Source organism: Chthonobacter rhizosphaerae, assembly GCF_013839525.1.
GTDB lineage: Bacteria > Pseudomonadota > Alphaproteobacteria > Rhizobiales > Pleomorphomonadaceae > Chthonobacter > Chthonobacter rhizosphaerae.
In genome coordinates, this window is sequence record NZ_JACDIS010000004.1 from 122392 (window position 1) to 142618 (window position 20227).

Here is a 20227-nt window from a genome sequence, read left to right on the forward strand (position 1 = left end):
TCTTAAGATTGCGTTAACTTCTCGGACAATCTTTAAGCGCATAGTTCCGTCATGATATATCCTGGGGTGATTCGGTGAGATCCGCCCCGGGAGGGTGCCATGACGTCCGAATTCCTCGTGCCGCTCGCCTGCGCGGCTTTTCTTGCCTGCCTCACGCCCTCCGGAGCGACGGAGGCCGTCCGGGTGGTGGACGGCGACACGATCCGGATCGGCCGCGCCACCGTGCGCCTCCACGGCATCGACGCGCCGGAAGCCGGGCAGTCCTGCGCGGCGGCGAACGGGGGGCGGTGGAGCTGCGGCAAGGCCGCCGTTCGCACGCTGGAAAGTCTCGTGAAGGGGCGCTCGGTCACGTGCGACGACCGGGGCAGCGACGCCTACGGACGCACCCTCGCGGTCTGCGTCGCCGGCGGCAAGGAGATCAACCGGCTGATGGTGGACTCCGGCGCCGCCTGGGCGTTCCGCCGCTATTCGGACGATTACGCGGCGGCGGAGGACAGGGCCAGGGCCGCCCGGCGGGGCATCTGGCAGGCGCCGACCGAGACGGCCTGGGACTATCGCGCCCACCGGTGGGACACGGCGGCCGGCGCCGCGCCGGCCAACTGTCCCATCAAGGGCAATGTGTCCGACAAGGGCCGCATCTACCACGCGCCCTGGAGCCCCTGGTACGAGAAGACCAAGGTCAGCGTCGACAAGGGCGAGCGCTGGTTCTGCTCCGAGGACGAGGCGATCGCCGCCGGCTGGCGCGCGCCGGACTGGGGCGGCTGAGCGCCGCCCGGTCGCGAACGGCGGAACCGGATCACACGATCAGCGACTCGCCGCCGTCGATCCAGATCGGCGTGCCGGTGATGTGGCGGGAACGGTCCGAGGCGAGGAAGAGCACCAGGTCGGCCACCTCCTCGGCGGCCCCCTTCTCGCCGCCGGTGAGCGGGATCTCGCCCTCCGGATAGTCCACCTTCACCTCCGCCTCCTCCAGGTTCCGCTGCGACGTGTTGTCGGAGATCTCGGTCCCGATCGCGCCCGGGCAGACCACGTTCACCCGGATCCGGTGCTTGGCGAGTTCCAGCGCCAGAATCTGCGCCATCGCCACCTGTCCGGCCTTGGTGGCCGCATAGGCGATGGTGCCCGGGTTGGAGAAGGTGCGGGTGCCGTTGATCGACGACGTGATGATGATCGAGCCGCCGTTCCGCTTCAGGTACGGCACGGCGCAATGGAGCGTCAGGTAGGTGCCGCGCAGGTTCACCGCGATGGTCCGGTCCCATTCCTGCGGCGTCAGGTCGTCGATCGGCGCCCAAACGCCGTTGATGCCGGCGTTGGCGAACACCACGTCGAGCCGCCCGGCCTGATCCACCAGCTGCTGCACCGCCGTCCGCATGGCGGCCTCGTCCGTCACGTCGGCGAGAAGCGCGACGGCCCGTCCGCCGTCCGCCTCGATCTCGGCCACCGCCTCGCGAAGCTGCTCCTCCCCATGGCCGAGCACGCCCACCACGGCACCCGCCGCGGCGAGCGCGCGGGCGCTCGCCCGTCCGATTCCGGACCCGCCGCCCGTGACGAGTGCGACCTTGCCGACGAGTTCCATGGGAGGCTCCTGATCCGTTGGGGGACCGCCGGGGAACCCGCTCGCCGGCTCCCTGTTCCCGGCCGCTCGCGAGGCGTGCGCCTGCAGCCGCCACACGCCAGGCTGAGCCTTTGGCCGGACCACGGAACCGGAACGGCCGCGCCTCGTTCGAGTCCGCATCCTGGAAGAGTCCCGGCCCGCTTAGGGTGGCGCCGGTTGTGTCGAGGGAAGGGTCCTGACGATGGCCGAGAAATTCCGCACCATGTGGAAAGGCTTCCTGCGCCTCTCCCTCGTCACCATCCCGGTCAAGATGGTCACCGCCACCCGCGCGGCGAACGAGATCCACTTCCACCAGATCGACCGGAAGACGAACCAGCGGATCCGCTACCAGAAGGTCGTTCCCGGCAAGGGCGAGGTGGCCAAGGAGGATATCGTCCGCGGCTACGAGGTGGAGCCCGGCCACTACGTGCTCCTGGAGGACGAGGAGCTGGATTCGGTGAAGATCGAGAGCCGGCACACCATCGAGCTCACCCAGTTCGTGGAAGCCTGCGAGATCGACCCCCTCTATTTCGAGAAGCCCTATTACCTCCTCCCGGACGGCGACGTCGCCGAGGAGGGCTACCGCACCATCCGGGACGCGCTCCGGGAGATGGGCAGGGTCGGCATCGGCCAGCAATCCGTGCGCGGCCGGGAGAACCTGGTCACCATCCACCCGGCCGGCGACGGCCTCCTCCTGGAGACCCTGCGCTACGACGAGGAGGTGAAGGAGGCCGACGAGGTGTTCGCCGACATCGGCCGCCAGAAGCTCCGGGGCGACCTCCTGGAGATGGCCAAGGACCTGATCGACCGGAAGTCCGAGCGGTTCGATCCGTCCGCCTTCGAGAACCACTACGCCCAGGCGCTGCGCGAACTGGTCGACCGCAAGATCAAGAGCGGAAAATCGGTCGCCGTCGGCGAGGAGGAGGCCGAGGGCCCGTCGACCGTGGTCGACTTCATGGAGGCGCTCCGCCGCTCGGTCGCCAAGGAGGGCTCCGGCGCCGGTCCGTCCACCGCCCGCAAGGAGGAGGAGCGAGCGCCCGCCGCGAAGGCTCCGGCGGCCCGCGCGCGCGGGACCGGCCGGAAGGCCGAGCCCGCTCCCGCCAAGGCGCCTGCTTCCAAGACCCCTGCCTCCAAGGCGGCGCAGACGGCGCCTGCCTCCAAGGCGCGCGCCAGGACGGCCGCCGCGGCGAACGACCAGCCGTCCCGCTCCGAGCCCGCCGAGCCGAAGACGGCCCGCCGCGCGAAGCCGGCTCCCGAGGCGTCTCCCAAGCCCGCCGCCAAGCCCGCGCGGTCCAAGGGAGCGGCGGCCGGCGCCGATGACGCGCCGGCGCCCAAGCGCCGGAGGGCCGGCTGATGGCGCCCTCCCCGCGCGTCGAGCCGGCGACCGCCAAGGGCGGCGACAGCCTTGCCGCCTACCGGGCCAAGCGGGACTTCTCCCGCACCGCCGAGCCGGCCGACGGCGGCACCGTCGGCAAGGGCCTCTTCGTCGTTCAGCACCACTGGGCGCGGCGGGAGCATTTCGACTTCCGCCTGGAGCTCGACGGCGTTCTCGTCTCCTTCGCGGTCGCCAAGGGTCCGAGCCTCGACCCGTCCGTGCGCCGGCTGGCGGTCCGCACCGAGGACCACCCGCTCTCCTACGCGGACTTCGAGGGGACCATCCCGAAAGGCGAATATGGCGGCGGCACCGTCATGGTGTGGGACCGGGGCGTCTGGGCGCCCATGGCCGACGACCCGGCCGCCGCCCTCCAGAAAGGGGAGTTGAAGTTCGTCCTTCTCGGCGAACGCATGCAGGGTGCATGGGTGCTTGTCCGCATGAACGTGGAGAAGGGCCGCGAGAACTGGCTGCTGATCAAGGAGAAGGACCCCTATGTGGACCGTGTCGGCGACGACCTGCCCACACGGCACCACACGTCGATCCTGACCGGGCGCACCCGGGAGGAGATCGAAGCCGAGGAAACGCCTCACTCTTTCGCCGCCGACCGGGCCGCCGAGGCGGCGAAGGCCGAAGCCCCGCCCCCGACGACACGCCCCCATCGGGCCAAGGCCGCCGGCCCGAAAACCGCAACGAAACCAGCGACTTCGAACAAAGCCCCGAGCGACGTCGGCGACGACGCGTTATCGGACGACGGCACGAGCGGCAGGACGACCGACAAGAAGAGCGCCAAAACGTCCAAGTCGAAGCCGGCACCGACCCGCCGCACGTCTTCGTCCGCCACGGCGGAAGCGCCGATCCTCGCCGCCCGGATCACCCATCCGGAACGGGTCGTCTTCCCGGAAGCCGGTTATACGAAGAAGGACGTCACCGAATACTATGTGGCGGTCGCGGACCGGATCATGCGGCACCTGGACGGCCGGCCGGTCAGTTTCCTGCGCGCGCCGGAGGGCCTCGCCGGCGAGACCTTCTTCCAGCGCCATCCCCTGCCCGGCATGAAGAAGGGCGTCGCCCGGACGCCCGACCCGCAGGGCCGGCACGACGACTACCTGGTCGTCGAATCCGCCGAAGGCCTTGTGACGGCGGCGCAATTCGGTGTCATCGAGTTCCACGGCTGGAACGCCAGGCTGCCGGATCTGAACGCCCCCGACCGGATGGTGTTCGACTTCGACCCCGACGAGGACCTGGGCTTTTCCGCCGTCAAGGAGGCCGCCTTCGCGATCCGGGAGGTGCTGAAGGCGGTCGACCTGAAGAGCTACGTGCTCGCCAGCGGCGGCAAGGGCCTGCATGTGGTGGTGCCTCTCGACCGGACCCAAACGCTTGACGACATTGGCGATTTCAGCGGCGGCGTCGCCAAGGGCCTCGCCAGGGCCGAGCCGAAGCGCTACGTGGCAGTCGCCAGCAAGGCGCGCCGGTCCGGCCGCATCTTCATCGACTGGCTGCGCAATCGGCCCTATTCGACCGCCATCGTGCCCTGGTCGCTCCGGGCCCGCGCCAACGCCTCCGCGGCGGTGCCGCTGGGCTGGGACGAGGTCGAAAAGCTCAAGGCTGCCAACCAGTTCGACCTCAAGGCCGCGATCGCCCGGCCCGACCCGTGGGACGACTTCTTCGCCGTCCGCCAGCGGATCGACGCCGAGGCGCTGAAGTTCCTGAAGAGTTTGTCAAGCCGCTGAAGAACAAAGGGCTTTCAGGCGAGGACGCCGATCCGCTCGGCGACCCGCTTCAGGTCGTCCACGAACCGCTGCCGCTCCCGGGCCTTCAGGTCCGGGTCCGGCAGGCGCAGGAGATAGGACGGGTGCACCGTCGGGAAGACGGTGGTGTCGTCCTGGAACTCCAGGAACTGGCCGCGCAGTTCGGTGATCTTCACCGGCCGGTCCAGCAGGGACTGGAGCGCCGTGCCGCCGAGGGCCACGATGAGCTTGGGCTTGATGATCTGCAGTTCCTGGGCGAGCCACCAGCGGCAGGCCTCGATCTCCGCGCCGTTCGGCTTCTTGTGGATGCGCCGCTTGCCCCTCGGCTCGTTCTTGAAGTGCTTGACCGCATTGGTGACGTAGTAGAGCGTCCGGTCGATGCCGGCCTCCGCCACCGCCTCGTCGAACACCTGACCGGCCGGGCCGACGAAGGGACGGCCGGCCAGGTCCTCCTTGTCGCCGGGCTGCTCGCCCACGAAGACGACCTGGGCGGTGTCCGGCCCTTCCCCGAACACGGTCTGGGTGGCTCCCGCCCAGAGCGGGCAGCGGCGGCAGCCGTCCGCCTCGGCCCGGAGGCGGGCGATGTCGGTCTCGGCGGCGGTCTCCATCAGGGTCTCTCCTCGCGCCCGAAGCCGGTGATGGTGCGCCGGGGCTTCGGTCGGCGGGGCAGCGATCATGGACTGCACCCGCGCCTCCGCGCCGGCGATCAGGTCCGGAATGAGCGCGGCCTCCGGGAGGTTCCGCCAGTATTTCCTGGGCATCTCGGCAGTCATGGCCTTCACCTTCAGCCTGGCCGGATTGAAGATGCTGGCGAAATAGGTGAGCCAAAGCGCCTCGGCGGCATCGTCCGCCGGCGCGTCCTCGCGGCGGGCGCCCGGCCCGAATGCGAGGCTTTCCAGGTCCCAGTGGATCGACCGGCGCGGCGTCAGGATGGACCAGCGCATGGGCGCGAAGCGGCGGGCGAAGAAGCCGGCGGCGCGTTCCTCGATGAAGTGTTCCGGCTCGAACCAGGCGATGAAGTGCGGCCCGTCCGGCGTGGCGAGTTCGCGGAACCGCACGAAGGCGTGCATCTTGTGCACGTCCCGCCCGACGCTCTTCTCCATCCGCCGGGCGATCGCCACGTCCGGGTCGGAGGCGATCTCCAGGAGCCGGGGCTCGGAGAGGAAGCGGTACAGTATTCGGTAGAGTAGCGACAGTCGTTCCGGCGCGGAATGGCAGATCACCGCCTCCGCGAGCGGCACGAAGGCGCGCGGAACCCGCACCTCTGTCTCCGCCACAGTCGGCGGCGGCAGGTCCTGACGGGCGGCGAAGAGGTCGTCCGTCCCGCCGCCGGTGCGCCAGACCACCGCATCCGGCTTCACTCCGTGGGCGACGAGCCGCCGGGCGGCGGTCCGGAAGCCGGCGAAGTCGGTCTCGTGGGCGAGGTCGACGGTGTACATCAGAAGAGCGACAGCTGCCGGGGCTCGGGCGCGAGCCGGGCCTTCAGGTCGAGCCGGTCCAGGCTGGTCCCAGGGTGCCAGTCGGCGGCGACCACGAAGGGCCTCACCGCGTCCAGCGACTTCACCAGCCGGCCGAGGTCGGCGAGCCGGAGGCGCGTGTGGCGGCGCGAGGAGAGGAGCCGGTCCACGGATTTCACGCCGAGGCCCGGCACCCGGAGCAGGCTTTCCCGGTCCGCCGTGTTGACGTCGACCGGAAAGCGCTCGCGGGCCCGCAGCGCCCAGGCGAGCTTGGGGTCGATGTCGAGGTCCAGCATGCCGTCGGTCCGTCCCTCGACGATCTCCCGGCGGTCGAAGCCGTAGAAGCGCATCAGCCAGTCGGCCTGGTAGAGCCGGTGCTCGCGCATCAGGGGCGGCTTCAGAAGCGGGAGGACGCTGGTGGCGTCCGGGATCGGGCTGAAGGCCGAATAGTAGACGCGCTTCAGGGCGTAGCTGCCGTAGAGCATGGCCGACCGGTCCAGGATGGCGGCATCGGTGGTGGCGTCGGCGCCGATGATCATCTGGGTCGACTGGCCGGCCGGGGCGAACTTGCGCACCCTGGCGCGCGTGCTTTCCAGGTCCTTGTTGGCCTCGATCCGCGTCCTGAGGCCGCCCATGGCGCGGCGGATGTCGGCGGGGCGCTTCTCCGGAGCGAGGCGCACGACGCTGTCGTCGCTCGGCAGTTCCACGTTGACCGATACCCGGTCGGCGTGGAGGCCGGCCCGCTCGATCAGGTCCTGGCTGGCGCCGGGGATCGCCTTCAGGTGGATGTAGCCGCGGAAGTCGTGGACCGTCCGCAGCGCCGCCGCCACCTCGACCATCTGCTCCATGGTGTAGTCCGTGTCCCGGATGATGCCGGAGGACAGGAACAGGCCCTCGATGTAGTTGCGCTTGTAGAAGTCGAGCGTGAGCTGGACCACCTCGTCCACGGAGAAGCGAGCGCGCTCCACATTGGAAGACGACCGGTTCACGCAGTAGGCGCAGTCGAAGACGCAGAAGTTCGTGAGAAGGATCTTCAGGAGAGAGATGCAGCGGCCGTCCGGCGCATAGGCGTGGCAGATGCCCATGCCCTCTGTCGAGCCGATGCCGGTCCCCTTGCCGGATTTGCGCTTCTCGCTGCCCGACGACGCGCAGGAGGCATCGTACTTGGCGGCATCGGCGAGGACGGCGAGCTTTTCCACGAGTGTCTTGGCGGGCATGCGGCAGCGCTTGAGCTTGTTCCTGTTTTGTACATATGTTCTAGGGTCCACCCGACCCGGCGACAAGGGCGCGGGCCAGCTTTCGTCGGCCCGCCTGCCGGGCGGATGACGCGCCGAGGAGCGGGCCGGACGGGCCGGGACCGGACGAGGCCGGTCAGGCGGCCTTGGCCCAGCGGGCGAGTCGATAGCCAAGCGCCGCGGACGTGCCGGTCACCAGGGTTCCCCAGGTCATGTCCACGACCGCGACCGTCGCGCTGTAGCCGGCGAGCGTCGCCAGGTTGGTGAGGTCGTAGGTGCCGTAGGCGGTGGCGCCGAGGAGCGCTCCGTAGCCGAAGGCCGTGCGCGAGCGGCCGGACGCGACGGCCGGCCTGACCGCGAAGACCACGACGGAAGCCGCGAAGAAGGCATAGAAGCCGACAGCCACCGGCAGGTTGAATGTTTCCTTGAGGAGCGGGCCGAGTTCCGCCCGGTAGAGCGGCTCCGCCGCCAGGGTGAGCCAGACCGCATCGAACGCCAGGAACACGACGAGGACAGACACATAGCGGATGAGAGCGGGGCGCACGGCGATCGAACCTTCTCCAGGATGGTCGCCCGCTCGGCGGGACCGGTACGACCAAGGGCGCTGCAACGCTTGGGTCGTCCAGGCGTTCACCTGTCCTACGGTCGAGACGGCGCATCCGGTTCACGCGCGGGCCGGCATCGAAGGAATTGGACATGAACACGAAGACCTACAGAGCCATGAGCCGGTCCGCCCACTCGTCCGCCACCGCCGCCTTCGACGTCGCCACGACTCTCTGGTTCCGCATGCCCATCCTGTTCGCGGCGCCGACCGCCTCCTCCATGAAGGAATGGGAGCGGGCCTGGTCGGAGAAGGTGGAGGCGGCGATGAACGGCACCATCGCGGCCGGCCTCGCGACGCAGCGCATGGGCATGATGATGGCGGCCGGCATGGTGGCCGCGGAGGCGCTGCCGATCGAGATGCTGCGCATCACCGAGGCCGCGACGGCGCCCGGCTACAAGGCCGTGGCGGCGAATGCCCGCAGGCTGTCCCGGGCGAAGAGCCGGCGCTGACGACGAGGACCGCGGCGCGTCCGCGCCCGTTCGCGGCCGACCAGGCGACCTGACTGTCCGGCGAGCCGGGCGCTCGTCGCTCCGCGCCAGCTTCGCACCCCCTTGCCTTCCGGACCAGCCTCGTGAATCTTCGTATGAAGATGTCATGCAACTGTTCACTCGTTCAGGACGGCGCTGCGGCGCGCCTCGTCGGCCGGTCGCGGTCGGCGCTAGGAGCCGCGGTGGTTCTCGGCGGTTCGCACCGTCGGCAAGGGGAGCGCGCGGCCGGTCCAGGCCGGTCGCCGCCCGGTTCGGGACGGCTCGGCACCCCGGCGACGATTCGGCGGCCGGGCGGCAGCGCCCTCCTCCGGACGGCGACGCGCGCCTTCGGAGCGGCCGTTGACGGGAACGTGACCTGCACGGTGCGCACTTTTTTCGGCGCCGGCTATTTGTCCCACCCGGAAGCAACGAAGGGAGACCGCCCGTGCCGGCCGACCCCCGCCCCGACCTGACCGCCTGCGACCGGGAGCCGATCCACGTGCCGGGATCGATCCAGCCGCACGGCGTGCTGTTCGCCCTGTCGGCGGACCGCGTCGTCGAGGCGGCGAGCGCCAACGCGGACCTTCTCCTCGGCGGCCCGGCGGAAACCGCCCTCGGCCGCCCGATCGAGGCCGTGGTGACCGGGCTCGACCCGGCGCACCTCGACGCGGTCGTCGGCCCGCAGCCGTTCGACCGGGCCGTCCGCCTCGGGCCGGTCAGCCTGAACGACCGGACGTTCGACGCTCTCGCCCACCGGAGCGGCGACGTCACCATCCTGGAGCTGGAGCTGCTGGACGGGCCGCCCGAGCCGGCCGGGCCGGATCTTCGCCACGAACCGGTGGCGGCCCTCGTCGGCCGCATGCAGCTCGCCCGGCGCACGGGCGAGCTCTTCGACGACGTGGCGCGGGTCATCCTCGATCTCTCCGGATTCGACCGGGTGCTGATCTACCGGTTCGACGAGACCTGGTCGGGCACGGTGCTGGCCGAGGCGCGCAACGAGGCGCTGCCGTCCTACATGGACCTTCGCTTTCCGGCCTCGGACATACCGGCCCAGGCGCGGGATCTCTACCGCCGCAACCGCGTGCGCCAGATCCCCGACGCGGGCTACCGGCCCGTACCGATCGTGAGCCGGCTCGACAAGCCGATCGACCTCTCCAGTTCGGTGCTGCGCAGCGTCTCGCCCGTCCACGTGGAATACATGCAGAACATGGGCACGGCAGCGTCCATGTCCGTGTCCATCCTCAGCGAAGGCCGACTGTGGGGGCTGATCTCCTGCCACAACCGCGAGCCCAAGCGGGTCTCGCCGGCGGTCCGGGCCCAGTGCGACCTGATCGCCCAGATCCTGGCCATGCGGATCGCCGTCGAGGATGTTCACGGCGACGCGGCCGACCGGGTGAGCGTGCAGGCGGCTCAGGCCCGGCTCCTCTCCGCCATGGCTGCGGCGACGGACTTCGTGACCGGGCTCCAGTCGCTGCCGGACGCGCTTCTCGGCGTCGCCCGCGCCGAGGGCGCCGCCATCGTGCACGAGGGCCGGGTGACCCTGGTGGGCGCCGCCCCGGAGCCCCGGCAGGTGCAGGCGATCATCGCTTGGCTGATGGCGGGCGAAGAGGACGAACTGTTCGAGACCGCGTCGCTCGGCCAGGTGATGCCGGGCGGCGAGGCCTTCGCGGATCTGGCGAGCGGCGTCCTCGCGGTGTCGCTGTCGCGGGTTCACGCCAGCCACATCCTCTGGTTCCGCAGCGAGGTGGTGCGCACCGTGACCTGGGGCGGCAATCCGCACAAGCAGTTCGAGCCGATGGGCCCTGACACGCGGATCAGCCCGCGCAAGTCCTTCGCGGCCTGGGCGGAGACCGTTCGCGGCACCGCGCGCCCGTGGACCCCGGCGGAGATCGACGCGGCGCGCGGTCTGCGCCAGGCCGTCGTGGAAATCGTGCTGAAGCGGGCGGAGGAACTCGCCTCGCTGACGGAGGACCTGCAGCGGTCCAACCGGGAGCTGGAAGCCTTCTCCTACTCCATCTCCCATGACCTCCGGGCGCCGTTCCGCCACATCGTCGGCTATGCCGAACTCCTGGCCGAGCGCTATGGCGCGGGCCTCGACGACCGGGGCCGGCACTATCTGGCCAGCATCACCGAATCCGCCCAGACCGCCGGCAAGCTGGTGGACGACCTCCTGCACTTCTCCCAGCTCGGCCGGGTGCAGCTCAATCCGGTGCGGATCGACATGGACCGGCTGGTCCTGGAGATCCAGCGCTCGCTCGCGTTCGAGACCGGGCAGCGGCCGATCGAGTGGCGCCTCTCGCCCCTGCCGCCGGCCCGGGGCGACGCGTCGCTCGTGCGGCAGGTGATGTTCAACCTGGTCGCCAACGCGGTGAAATACACCCGCGGCCGCGAGCCCGCCGTCATCGCCATCCGCGGGCGGCGCGAAATCGGCGAGGCGGGCGCCGAAACCATCTACGAGATCGAAGACAATGGAATCGGCTTCGACATGACCTATGTGGACAAGCTCTTCCAGGTGTTCCAGCGCCTGAACCGGGCCGAGGACTTCGAGGGCACCGGCATCGGGCTCGCCCTGGTGCGCCGGATCGTGGATCGCCACGGCGGCCGCACCATGGCGCGGGGCGAGGTGGGCAAGGGCGCCATCTTCGCGTTCTCGCTGCCGGCCGAACCGGCGTCGGGAGGAAGCGCCTGATGGCCTCCACGCTCCGTCCTATCCTCCTGGTGGAGGACAGCCCGAAGGACATCGAGCTCACGCTCGCCGCCCTCGCCAAATGCCAGCTCGCCAACGAGATCGACGTGGTGCGCGACGGCGTGGAGGCGCTCGACTATCTCCACAGCCGCGGAAGCTTCGCCGGACGGAACACAGGCGAGCCCGCGGTCGTTCTCCTCGATCTGAAGTTGCCGCGCATCGACGGCCTGGAGGTGCTGGAAGCCATCAAGAACGATCCGAACCTGCGGCAGATCCCGGTCGTGATGCTCACCTCGTCCCGGGAGGAGCGCGACCTGGTGACCAGCTACAAGCTCGGCGTGAACGCGTTCGTGGTGAAGCCGGTCGGCTTCCAGGCGTTCCTGGAAGCCATCCAGGACATCGGCGTGTTCTGGGCCATCCTGAACGAGCCGCCGCCGCACCGGCTGTCAGGTGCCCCCCGTGAGAGTTGAGGCGGGCGAGGGTCGAGAGTTCACGCGTATGACGGTCCGCATCCTCCTTCTGGAAGACAGCTCGTTCGACGCCGAACTGATCGGCGAGCATCTGACCAAGGCGCCCTTCGACTGCCTGATCGAGCGGGTGGTGACCCGCGACGAGTTCGCCGACGCCCTGAGGGGCGGCGAGCACGACCTGATCCTGTCGGACTACGCCCTGCCGGCCTTCGACGGCCTCACCGCCCTCGACATGGCGCGCGAGCGGGTGCCGGACACGCCCTTCATCTTCATCTCCGGCATGTTCGGCGAGGAGACCGCCACGGAGACCCTGAAACGTGGCGCCACCGACTACGTGCTGAAGCAGCGCATGCACCGGCTGCCGGCCGCCGTCGGCCGCGCCCTCCAGGAGGCGGCGACCCGGCGGGAGCGGCGCCTCGCGGAGGAACGCACGCGCCTGCTCGTCGCCGAGCTCAGCCACCGAGTGAAGAACACGCTCGCCACCGTGGTGGCCATCGCCCACCAGACCTTCGCCAAGTCCACCACCCTTGAGGAGTTCCGCCCCGCCTTCATGGGCCGGATCGAGACCCTGGCGGAGGCGCACGCGCTGCTCTTCAAGGCGGACTGGAACGCCGTCTCCATCCAGGAGATCCTCGGCGCGGCGCTCGCCCCCTTCTCCCAGACCCGGGACGCGGTGACCCTCGTCGGCGAGCCGGTCGCCATCCCGCCCGGCCAGGCGCTGACGCTGAACCTGATCGTCCACGAGCTCGCCACCAACGCGTGCAAGTTCGGCGCCCTCAGCGTGCCGGACGGGCGCGTGCTGGTGCGCTGGCACGAGGAGCGCGGGGAGGAGCGCACCTGCGTGATGTTCTCGTGGGAGGAGTTCGGCGGCCCGCCGGTGGCGCCCCCGCGGGAGCGCGGCTTCGGATCGGTGCTGATCCAGCGGGCGATCACCTACGAGTTCGACGGGGAGAGCACCCTGGAGTTCCGGCAGACGGGGGTCGTGTGCAAGCTCTGCATGCCGCTGAAGACGCCGCCGCGCCTGCACTGAGGCCGGCGGCGCGGGAGCGGCGCCCGCGCTCTCGTGGGTCGCCGGCCCGGACGCTCAGGCGGCGGCGCCGCCGGCGAACACGGTCGTCAGGGTGTCGCGAAGCGCGCTCGGATTGTAGGGCTTAGCGATCTGCGGAAGCTTGTCGTACGGCGGCGGAATGGCGGAGGTGAGGGCGTAGCCGGAGCAGAGCACGACCGGCACGCCGCGCGCGATCAGCGCCTCGGCGACCGGGTAGACCAGCGTTCCGCGCACGTTAATGTCGAGGAGGGCGCCGTCGAGCCGTTCGGCCGCGGCCATTTCCAGGGCTGCGGCCACCGTGGAGACCGGTCCGACCACCTCGCAGCCGAGATCAAGAAGGATGTCCTCGAGCGCCATCGCGATCAGCGCCTCGTCTTCAACGACGAGAATTCTTGAACCGGCAAGACCCTGCATCAATAACTCTTTCCGGCTGGCCGGCTCGTGATTGGCCGGCGCTTTGGCCCGAAGTCCTGGACTTGGAACATGAGCGGTGCGGGCCCGCAGGGCGTGCGGGCCCGTGCACTAACGTCCGACCGTGGCATTCGGTTTCGGCAGGTGCAAAGAATTTTTCACGCGATCCGCCGCCCGGCCGGACGGCAGCGGCTCGGGAACGGCAAGGCCCCGAGGTCGTTGACCCGTCCTGGAGGTCCGGCGTGGTCATCGACCGGACCTGGAGAGGTCCGGCATGACCGGACCCTGAGAGGTCCGGCATGGGTCAGAACGAGCGCGAACCGGAAGCCGTCGAGAAGGCGGGCACGCCGGAAGTCCTGGAGGCGATCGGCCTCACCTACGGCAGCGACGAGGAGCCCGGCATCGTGCGGCGGCGCTCCGGCAAGGGCTTCACCTTCAAGCTGCCGGATGGCGCCACGGTGCGGGACAAGGCGGTGCTGGAGCGGATCCGCAAGCTCGTGATCCCGCCGGCCTGGACGCACGTCTGGATCAGCCTGGACCCGAACAGCCACCTCCAGGCCACCGGACGCGACCAGAAGGGACGCAAGCAGTACCGCTACCATCCGACCTTCAGCCTGCAGCGGGAGGCGGTGAAGTTCGAGCACCTGATCGAGTTCGCGTCCGTGCTGCCTGAGATCCGCGCCCGCACGCTCGCCGACCTCAGCAAGCGCGGCCTCCCGCGCGAAAAGCTGCTCGCCACGGTGGTGCGGCTGCTGGAGACCACCCTCATCCGCATTGGCAACGAGGACTATGCCAAGGAAAACAAGAGCTTCGGCCTGACCACCCTGCGCTGCCGGCACGTGGCCGTGGAGGGCCAGGCGATCCGCTTCTGCTTCAAGGGCAAGAGCGGCAAGGAATGGCGCCTGAAGGTGAGCGACCGGCGCGTCGCCAAGATCCTGAGGACCTGCCAGGAACTGCCCGGGCAGAGGCTGTTCCAGTACGTGGACGACGACGGGACCCTGCAGGCGATCGACAGTTCCGACGTGAACGCCTACCTGAAGGAGATCACCGGCAAGGACGTGACCGCCAAGGACTTCCGCACCTGGGCCGGCACCGTGCAGGCGGCCCTGGCGCTCGCCGGGACGGAGATGCCCGAGACGAAGACGAGCGTCCGCAAGGCGCTGCGCGCCGCCATCGTGGACGTCTCGGCCAAGCTCGGCAACACGCCGTCGGTCTGCCGCAAGTCCTATGTGCACCCGGAGGTGCTGACCGCCTTCGAGGAGGGCGCGCTGGCGCTCGCCATCGAGGAGCAGGCCGCCTCCGAGGCGGATGCGGCGGGCGGCCTGGAGCCCTACGAGCGGGCGGTGCTCGATTTCCTGACCGCCCGCATGGCCCTCGCCCGGGAAGCGGTGGCCGCCGAGGCGAAGCCGCGCCGCAAGGCCCGCCGGTCGGCGGCCGGATCGGCCGAGGCGGCGGCCGGACCGGTCGAGGCGGCAACCGCACCGTGACGCGAACCGCCCGGACAGACGGCCGATCGGTCGCGCGATCAGCCAGTTTTGAAGGCCCCGCGACCGCGCGGCCGGAACCCGCCTCTCCCGTCACGCGTCGTCCTGGCATTCCAGCAACGGAACCGGGTGCGCGGATCGTGAGCGAAACGCTTGGAGGGATTTGGCGGGTGGAGACGGCGACGCGGGCGACCGTGATCCGCGACGCCGCGCCCTACTATGGCGCCCTCCGGGAAGCGATGCTGAAGGCCGAGCGCCAGATCGTCATCGTCGGCTGGGACATCGACAGCCGCACGCCCCTGGTGGGCCCGACCGGCGCGGCCCCGGACGGCTATCCGATCCAGCTCGGCGCCTTCCTGAGCGCCCTCGTGGAGGATCGGCCGGACCTGCGGGTCCACATCCTGCTCTGGGACTTCTCCATGCTGTTCGCGGCCGAGCGGGAGATGTTCTCCTCGCTCGTGCTCGGCTGGTCGACGCCGGACCAGATCGAGTTCTGCCTGGACGACTGCATTCCCTTCGGATCGTCGCACCACCAGAAGCTGGTGGTGATCGACGAGACCACGGCGTTCGCGGGCGGGATCGACCTGACGATCCGGCGCTGGGACACGCCCGAGCATCCGTTCGAATGCGCCCTCAGGGTCGACCCGGCCAACAAGCCCTACCGGCCGTTCCACGACGTTCAGATGCTGGTGGAGGGCGATGCCGCCCGGGCGGTGGCGGACGTGGTGCGCGCCCGCTGGCGGCGGGCCCGCTGCGCCGACCTGCCGGCCGCCACGGCTCGCCGGGGCACCGCGTGGCCGGACACGGTGACGCCCCATTTCCGCGCCGTGAAGGTGGCGTTCGCCCGCACCGAGCCGGCGCACGGCGGCGCCGAGGAGGTGCGCGAGGTCGCGGCCCTGTTTGAAAGCCAGCTCCGCACGGCGGAGCGCACGGTCTACATAGAGAACCAGTTCCTCACCTGCACCGCCGTCGCCGAAGTGCTGGCGGACCGTCTCCAGGCGCAGCCCGAGCTGGAGGTGCTGCTGATCGGGCCGAAGCGCTACCAGACCTGGCTGGAGTCCCGGACCATGGGCGGCGGGCGCCTCGCCTTCATGAAGGTGCTGGAGGACGCGGGCGTCGCCCGGAGGGTTCGGCTCGTCCACCCGGAGGTCAGCCTCGGGGGCGCCTGCACCGACGTGATGGTCCATTCCAAGGTGACCATCGTGGATGACCGCCTGCTCCGGGTCGGGTCGGCGAACCTCAACAACCGGTCGATGGGCTCCGACACCGAGCTCGACCTCATGATCCTGGCCGAAACGCCCGAAGAGAGAGCCACCGTGACCCGACTGCGCGACACCCTGATCGGCGAGCACTACGGCACGACGCCGGAGGCGGTGTCCGCCGCCATCGCGGCGGAGGGCTCCATGCTCGGCGCCATGAAGCGGCTGGAGACGCCCGAGCGCCGGCTCGCGCCCATCGACGACAGCGATGCCGCCGCCCAGGACGCGCCGGCCGCCGTGGTGGCAATCGCCGACCCGGACCGCCCGCTGGACGCGGACGCGATCGTCACCACCGTGGCGGAGCCGAAGCCGGTGCGGCGCACCCTTTCGGGCTATTCCCGCCTTCTGGCGCTCTGCGCCGTCACCGCCGCCCTGGTGCTGGTGTGGCGGGTGACGCCGCTGAAGGAATATACCGACGTGGCGACGCTGCGGGCGGCCGCTGAGGAGCTCAACGGGGATCCGCTGGCGCCGATCTACGTGATCCTCGCCTACATGGTGCTCGGGCTGTTCGCCTTCCCGATCAACGTGGCGATCATCGTGACCGCGATGACCTTCGGCACCGCCCTCGGGCTGCTCTACGCGGCCATCGGCACCCTGGCGAGCGCTCTCCTCACCTATGCGATCGGCGCCACGATCGGAAAGGGCACGATCGACCACATCCTCGGGCCCAAGTTCGCCCGGGTGGGGCGGAAGATCCGCGACAAGGGCATCTTCGCCGTGGCGGCGATCCGGATGATGCCGGTGGCCCCCTTCACGATCGTCAACCTGATGGCGGGGGCGAGCCACATCCGGCTGCGGGACTACGCCATCGGCACCCTGATCGGCCTTGCGCCCGGCTTCATCGTGATCGCGCCGCTCGGCGGCCAGATCGCCCGGGTGGCCACCAATCCGACGTCCACGGACATCGCCATCCTGGTCGGCCTGTCGCTGTTCTGGCTCGCCGTCTCGTGGGGCCTGCAAAAGCTCCTGTCCCGTTTCTCCAACCGGTGATACCGGTGGCGGCATGCGGGTGATGACCTGGAACCTCCACAGCTGCATCGGCTGCGACGGGCGCCGCGATCCGGACCGGATCGCCCGGTGCATCGGGGCGGTGCGGCCGGACATCCTGGCCGTGCAGGAGGTGGACATCCGGCCGCGCTGGAGCGACCCGGTGCACCTCCTCGACCTTATCGGCGAACAGGCGGGCGTGCACCGGTTCGAGACCTGGACCATGAGCAGCCCGGAGCGCGACTACGGCATCGCCATCCTGTCCCGCTGGCCGCTGTCGAGGAGCGCGGTCGTCGACCTCGCCTATCGCCGCCGGGAGCCGCGCCGGGCGATCGACGCCACCGTGGAAACGCCGGAGGGTCCGGTCCGGGTGGTCTCGACCCACTTCGGCCTGACCGCCGGCGAGCGCTCCGACCAGGTGCGGCGGCTTCTCAAGGCCATGGGGCCGGTCGAGGGGCCGACCATCGCGCTCGGCGACTTCAACGACTGGTTCTGGCCGGGGGCGGTCGGCCGCGCCATGGCGCCCCATTTCCCGTCCATGATCACGGGACGCACCTTCCCGGCGCGCTTCCCGGTGTTTCCGCTCGATCGCATCTTTCTTACCGGCGACCTCAGGGCCCGGCGGGTTCCGGTCGACATTCCGTGGGTGGCGTCCGATCATCTCGCCGTGGTGGCGGACGTGAGCCGCGTCTGATCGTTCACGATCCAGAGACAGTGCGGCGCCGGATCGGCGCATTGCCCCACCGCCGCCGCGCCCGATATGCAGGGGCGACGAAACCTCATGCGGGAAAGGCGATACGCCATGACCGACACGACCGCTGCCGACGCCCTGGCCCTCCAGGGCATCCACCACCTCACCGCCATCACGGCCGACGCGCCGGGCAACCTGCGCTTCTACACCGACGTGCTCGGCCTGCGCCTGGTGAAGAAGACCGTCAACCAGGACGACACCAGCGCCTACCATCTCTTCTACGGGGACGGCGCCGCGACGCCCGGGTCTGACATCACCTTCTTCGACTGGCCGGCCGCGCCCGCCCGCCGCGGCACCCATTCGGTGGTGCGCACGGCCTTCCGGGTGACGGCCGACGCCCTCCCCTTCTGGCGCGACCGCCTGCGCGGCAAGGGCCTTCAGACCAGCGACGTACTCACCCTGGACGGGCGCGCGACGCTGACCTTCGAGGATCCGGAAGGCCAGCGGCTCGCGCTCGTCGACGACGGCGGCACCGGCGCGGCGCATCCATGGGAGAAGAGCCCGGTGCCGGCGGAGCACCAGATCCGCGGCCTCGGCCCGATCACCATGAGCGTGCCGGACCTGAAGCCGACCGCCGCGGTGCTGATGCACGTGATGAACATGGAGCCGGTTCGCGACTACGCCCTGCCCGCCGATCCGTCCCGCACCGTGGTGGTGTTCCGGATGGGGCCGGGCGGCGCCGCCGCGGAGCTGCACGTGGCCGTGGAGCCCGATGCGCCGGTCGCGCGCGAAGGCGCCGGTGGCGTCCATCACGTGGCGTTCCGCACGCCGGACTACGACGGCCTGAGGGCCTGGACCGAGCGGGTCCAGAGCTTCCGCGTGCCGTCGAGCGGCGAGGTGGAGCGCTACTACTTCCGCTCGCTCTACTTCCGGGAGCCGAACGGGGTGCTGTTCGAGATCGCGACGGACATCCCCGGCTTCGCGGCGGACGAGCCGGCCGACAGGCTCGGCGAGCGGCTCGCCCTGCCGCCCTTCCTGGAGCCGCGCCGGGACGCCATCGAACGCAACCTGAAGCCGCTCTGAGGCGGGCGGGCGCGATGCCCGCCCGAGCCCCGCCAACCGACGAGGACGAGGCCCATGACCGACACCACCACTCCCGACCGGGGCCCCCACGCCGGGATCCGGATCTATGCCCGCGGCCCGCGGCCCGATGACGCCGCGGCGGCCGTGATCCTCCTGCACGGGCGCGGCGCCAACGCGCCGGACATCCTGTCGCTCGCCGATCCGCTCGGTGGCGAGGCGGTCGCCTACGTGGCGCCGGAGGCGAACGGGCAGGTCTGGTATCCTCAGCGCTTCCTCGCGCCCACCCGGGCGAACGAGCCCTTCCTGTCGTCGGCGATCGGCGTGGTGGACGACCTCGCCCGCGGGCTCCACGAGGCCGGGATCCCCTACGAGCGGATGGCGATCGCCGGCTTCAGCCAGGGCGCCTGCCTGGCGCTGGAGTTCGCTGCCCGCAATCCGCGCCGCTACGGGGCGGTGATCGGCTTCTCCGGCGGGCTGATCGGCACGGACGAGGAGATCGAGGGCCGAACCGGCAATCTCGACGGCACCCCGGTCTTCCTCGGCTGCAGCGACGTGGACTTCCACATCCCGGTGGAGCGGGTGCACGCCAGCGCGCGCATCCTGTCGGAGATCGGGGGCGCGGTGACCGAACGGATCTACCCGGGCATGGACCACACGATCAACGACGACGAGATCGGCTTCGCCGCCGGCCTGATCGCCGCCATGGAGCGGGCCGTTGCGACGAGATGACCCTTGGCGACCACACGCATGCGTGATCATCTGACGAAAACCGGTTGCCGTCCCGTGACGTAACAGGCGGCAGATGATCCGACGCGATGGCCAGTTCCCCGACAGGCCGTCGGATCACAGGTCGGCCATCCCGGTTTCCCTCAACCGGGAGCACCCGGCTCGGAACTCCCGGCGCCTCGGCGCCGGGAGTTCTGCGTTTCTAGAGCGCCGCCGACGGGTCGCCCGGGTGGGCGTCGCTCCGGGACGCGTGCCGCCGCAGGGCGATCCATCGGGGCGTGGTGGCGCGATAGTCGTCGTAGGCCGGTCCGAACTGGCGTTTGAGCGCCTCCTCCTCCAGGGCGACTTGGCGCAGGATGACGGTGACGCCCACGACGAGACAAAGAAGAGTGAACGCCGACGGCAGCACCAGGAAGAAGCCCGCCTGGCCGAGCAGGATGCCGGCGAAGATGGGGTTCCGGCTCGCCGCGTAGGGTCCGCCGGTGACGAGACGCCGGGGCGGGCCGCCCGCGAGCCCCGACCGCCAGTCCGGACCGAGATAGGCGTGGGCGAAATCCACCAGGCCGAGCCCGAAGATCATGATCGCGAACCCCAGCCACCGACCCACCGCCTCGCCCGGATAAGGAAACGGCAGGAGCGCCGCGTCGACCTGCGGAAAGGGGACGCGGATCACGCAGACGAGGAGGATGACGGCCCGGAACAGGCGGAAGATGCGCTGGTGGACCGCGTTTCGAGACCGGGGCTCGCCGAGCTGGGCCCGGGAACTGCCGGTGCGCATCCTGAGGGCGAGCAGCGTCGCGGTGTAGTGCACCGCCACGTACCCGAAATAGCAGGCGAGGAAGACCCTCAGAATGCCGTCGCCGGACATTTCCGACCCCGATCGTCAGACGCGCGCCACCCCG

Annotated in this window: 18 protein-coding genes; 12 read left to right on the plus strand and 6 right to left on the minus strand. The window is 70.3% G+C overall.

What is annotated here, in order from left to right; all coding sequences use genetic code 11:
* The first annotated feature begins 99 nt into the window (after positions 1 to 99).
* Positions 100 to 765 carry a thermonuclease family protein gene (locus HND91_RS08795; RefSeq protein WP_181706188.1) on the plus strand — a complete coding sequence of 222 codons (666 nt, stop codon included), beginning with the start codon at positions 100 to 102 and terminating at the stop codon, positions 763 to 765.
* Between the two features lie 31 nt (positions 766 to 796).
* Here the strand turns inward: HND91_RS08795 and HND91_RS08800 are convergent, their stop codons facing one another.
* On the minus strand, positions 797 to 1576 hold the full coding sequence (locus tag HND91_RS08800) for an SDR family oxidoreductase (RefSeq protein WP_181706189.1): 780 nt from the start codon (positions 1574 to 1576) through the stop codon (positions 797 to 799).
* Positions 1577 to 1796: 220 nt separating this feature from the next.
* Between HND91_RS08800 and ku the strand changes: the two genes are divergently transcribed.
* Both ku and ligD read left to right on the plus strand, forming a co-directional pair.
* Complete coding sequence (ku, locus tag HND91_RS08805; protein WP_181706190.1) at positions 1797 to 2948, plus strand: non-homologous end joining protein Ku; 1152 nt, start codon at positions 1797 to 1799, stop codon at positions 2946 to 2948.
* Positions 2948 to 4699 carry a non-homologous end-joining DNA ligase gene (ligD, locus tag HND91_RS08810; RefSeq protein WP_181706191.1) on the plus strand — a complete coding sequence of 584 codons (1752 nt, stop codon included), beginning with the start codon at positions 2948 to 2950 and terminating at the stop codon, positions 4697 to 4699. Before ku ends, ligD begins: the two co-directional genes overlap by 1 nt.
* A gap of 14 nt (positions 4700 to 4713) precedes the next feature.
* Here the strand turns inward: ligD and HND91_RS08815 are convergent, their stop codons facing one another.
* The 3 genes from HND91_RS08815 to HND91_RS08825 form a co-directional block, all read right to left on the minus strand.
* Positions 4714 to 6156, minus strand: coding sequence for a UdgX family uracil-DNA binding protein (locus HND91_RS08815; RefSeq protein ID WP_181706192.1), 1443 nt, complete (start codon positions 6154 to 6156; stop codon positions 4714 to 4716).
* Positions 6156 to 7391: a putative DNA modification/repair radical SAM protein gene (locus HND91_RS08820; protein ID WP_181706193.1), complete on the minus strand. Its 1236-nt coding sequence runs from the start codon at positions 7389 to 7391 to the stop codon at positions 6156 to 6158. Before HND91_RS08820 ends, HND91_RS08815 begins: the two co-directional genes overlap by 1 nt.
* A gap of 154 nt (positions 7392 to 7545) precedes the next feature.
* Complete coding sequence (locus HND91_RS08825; protein WP_181706194.1) at positions 7546 to 7953, minus strand: DUF2177 family protein; 408 nt, start codon at positions 7951 to 7953, stop codon at positions 7546 to 7548.
* Positions 7954 to 8105: 152 nt separating this feature from the next.
* Between HND91_RS08825 and HND91_RS08830 the strand changes: the two genes are divergently transcribed.
* The 4 genes from HND91_RS08830 (at position 8106) to HND91_RS08845 (ending at position 12666) form a co-directional block, all read left to right on the plus strand.
* Positions 8106 to 8462 (plus strand): hypothetical protein, encoded by a 357-nt coding sequence (locus HND91_RS08830; RefSeq protein WP_181706195.1) that lies wholly within the window; start codon positions 8106 to 8108, stop codon positions 8460 to 8462.
* Positions 8463 to 8925: 463 nt separating this feature from the next.
* Positions 8926 to 11169: an ATP-binding protein gene (locus HND91_RS08835; protein ID WP_181706196.1), complete on the plus strand. Its 2244-nt coding sequence runs from the start codon at positions 8926 to 8928 to the stop codon at positions 11167 to 11169.
* Complete coding sequence (locus HND91_RS08840; RefSeq protein ID WP_181706197.1) at positions 11169 to 11636, plus strand: response regulator; 468 nt, start codon at positions 11169 to 11171, stop codon at positions 11634 to 11636. The genes HND91_RS08835 and HND91_RS08840 overlap by 1 nt, the downstream gene beginning before the upstream one ends.
* Positions 11637 to 11664: 28 nt before the next feature.
* Positions 11665 to 12666: an HWE histidine kinase domain-containing protein gene (locus HND91_RS08845; RefSeq protein ID WP_181706198.1), complete on the plus strand. Its 1002-nt coding sequence runs from the start codon at positions 11665 to 11667 to the stop codon at positions 12664 to 12666.
* A gap of 54 nt (positions 12667 to 12720) precedes the next feature.
* On the opposite strand, the gene HND91_RS08850 is transcribed toward HND91_RS08845, so the two are convergent.
* Positions 12721 to 13098, minus strand: a complete 378-nt coding sequence (locus HND91_RS08850; RefSeq protein ID WP_181706199.1) for a response regulator — start codon at positions 13096 to 13098, stop codon at positions 12721 to 12723.
* A gap of 296 nt (positions 13099 to 13394) precedes the next feature.
* On the opposite strand from HND91_RS08850, the gene HND91_RS08855 reads away from it, so the two are divergent.
* The 5 genes from HND91_RS08855 to HND91_RS08875 all read left to right on the plus strand — a co-directional run bounded on the left by HND91_RS08855 (position 13395) and on the right by HND91_RS08875 (position 19328).
* A complete protein-coding gene (locus tag HND91_RS08855; protein ID WP_181706200.1) occupies positions 13395 to 14582 on the plus strand; it encodes a DNA topoisomerase IB in 1188 nt (395 codons plus the stop codon).
* Between the two features lie 137 nt (positions 14583 to 14719).
* Positions 14720 to 16828: a VTT domain-containing protein gene (locus HND91_RS08860; RefSeq protein WP_181706201.1), complete on the plus strand. Its 2109-nt coding sequence runs from the start codon at positions 14720 to 14722 to the stop codon at positions 16826 to 16828.
* 13 nt (positions 16829 to 16841) lie between these two features.
* Positions 16842 to 17519 (plus strand): endonuclease/exonuclease/phosphatase family protein, encoded by a 678-nt coding sequence (locus HND91_RS08865; protein ID WP_181706202.1) that lies wholly within the window; start codon positions 16842 to 16844, stop codon positions 17517 to 17519.
* A gap of 108 nt (positions 17520 to 17627) precedes the next feature.
* A complete protein-coding gene (locus HND91_RS08870) occupies positions 17628 to 18599 on the plus strand; it encodes a ring-cleaving dioxygenase (RefSeq protein WP_181706203.1) in 972 nt (323 codons plus the stop codon).
* A 54-nt stretch (positions 18600 to 18653) separates the two neighbouring features.
* Positions 18654 to 19328: an alpha/beta hydrolase gene (locus tag HND91_RS08875; RefSeq protein WP_181706204.1), complete on the plus strand. Its 675-nt coding sequence runs from the start codon at positions 18654 to 18656 to the stop codon at positions 19326 to 19328.
* A 199-nt stretch (positions 19329 to 19527) separates the two neighbouring features.
* On the opposite strand, the gene HND91_RS08880 is transcribed toward HND91_RS08875, so the two are convergent.
* Positions 19528 to 20193, minus strand: a complete 666-nt coding sequence (locus HND91_RS08880) for a methyltransferase family protein (RefSeq protein WP_181706205.1) — start codon at positions 20191 to 20193, stop codon at positions 19528 to 19530.
* Positions 20194 to 20227: the final 34 nt, after the last annotated feature.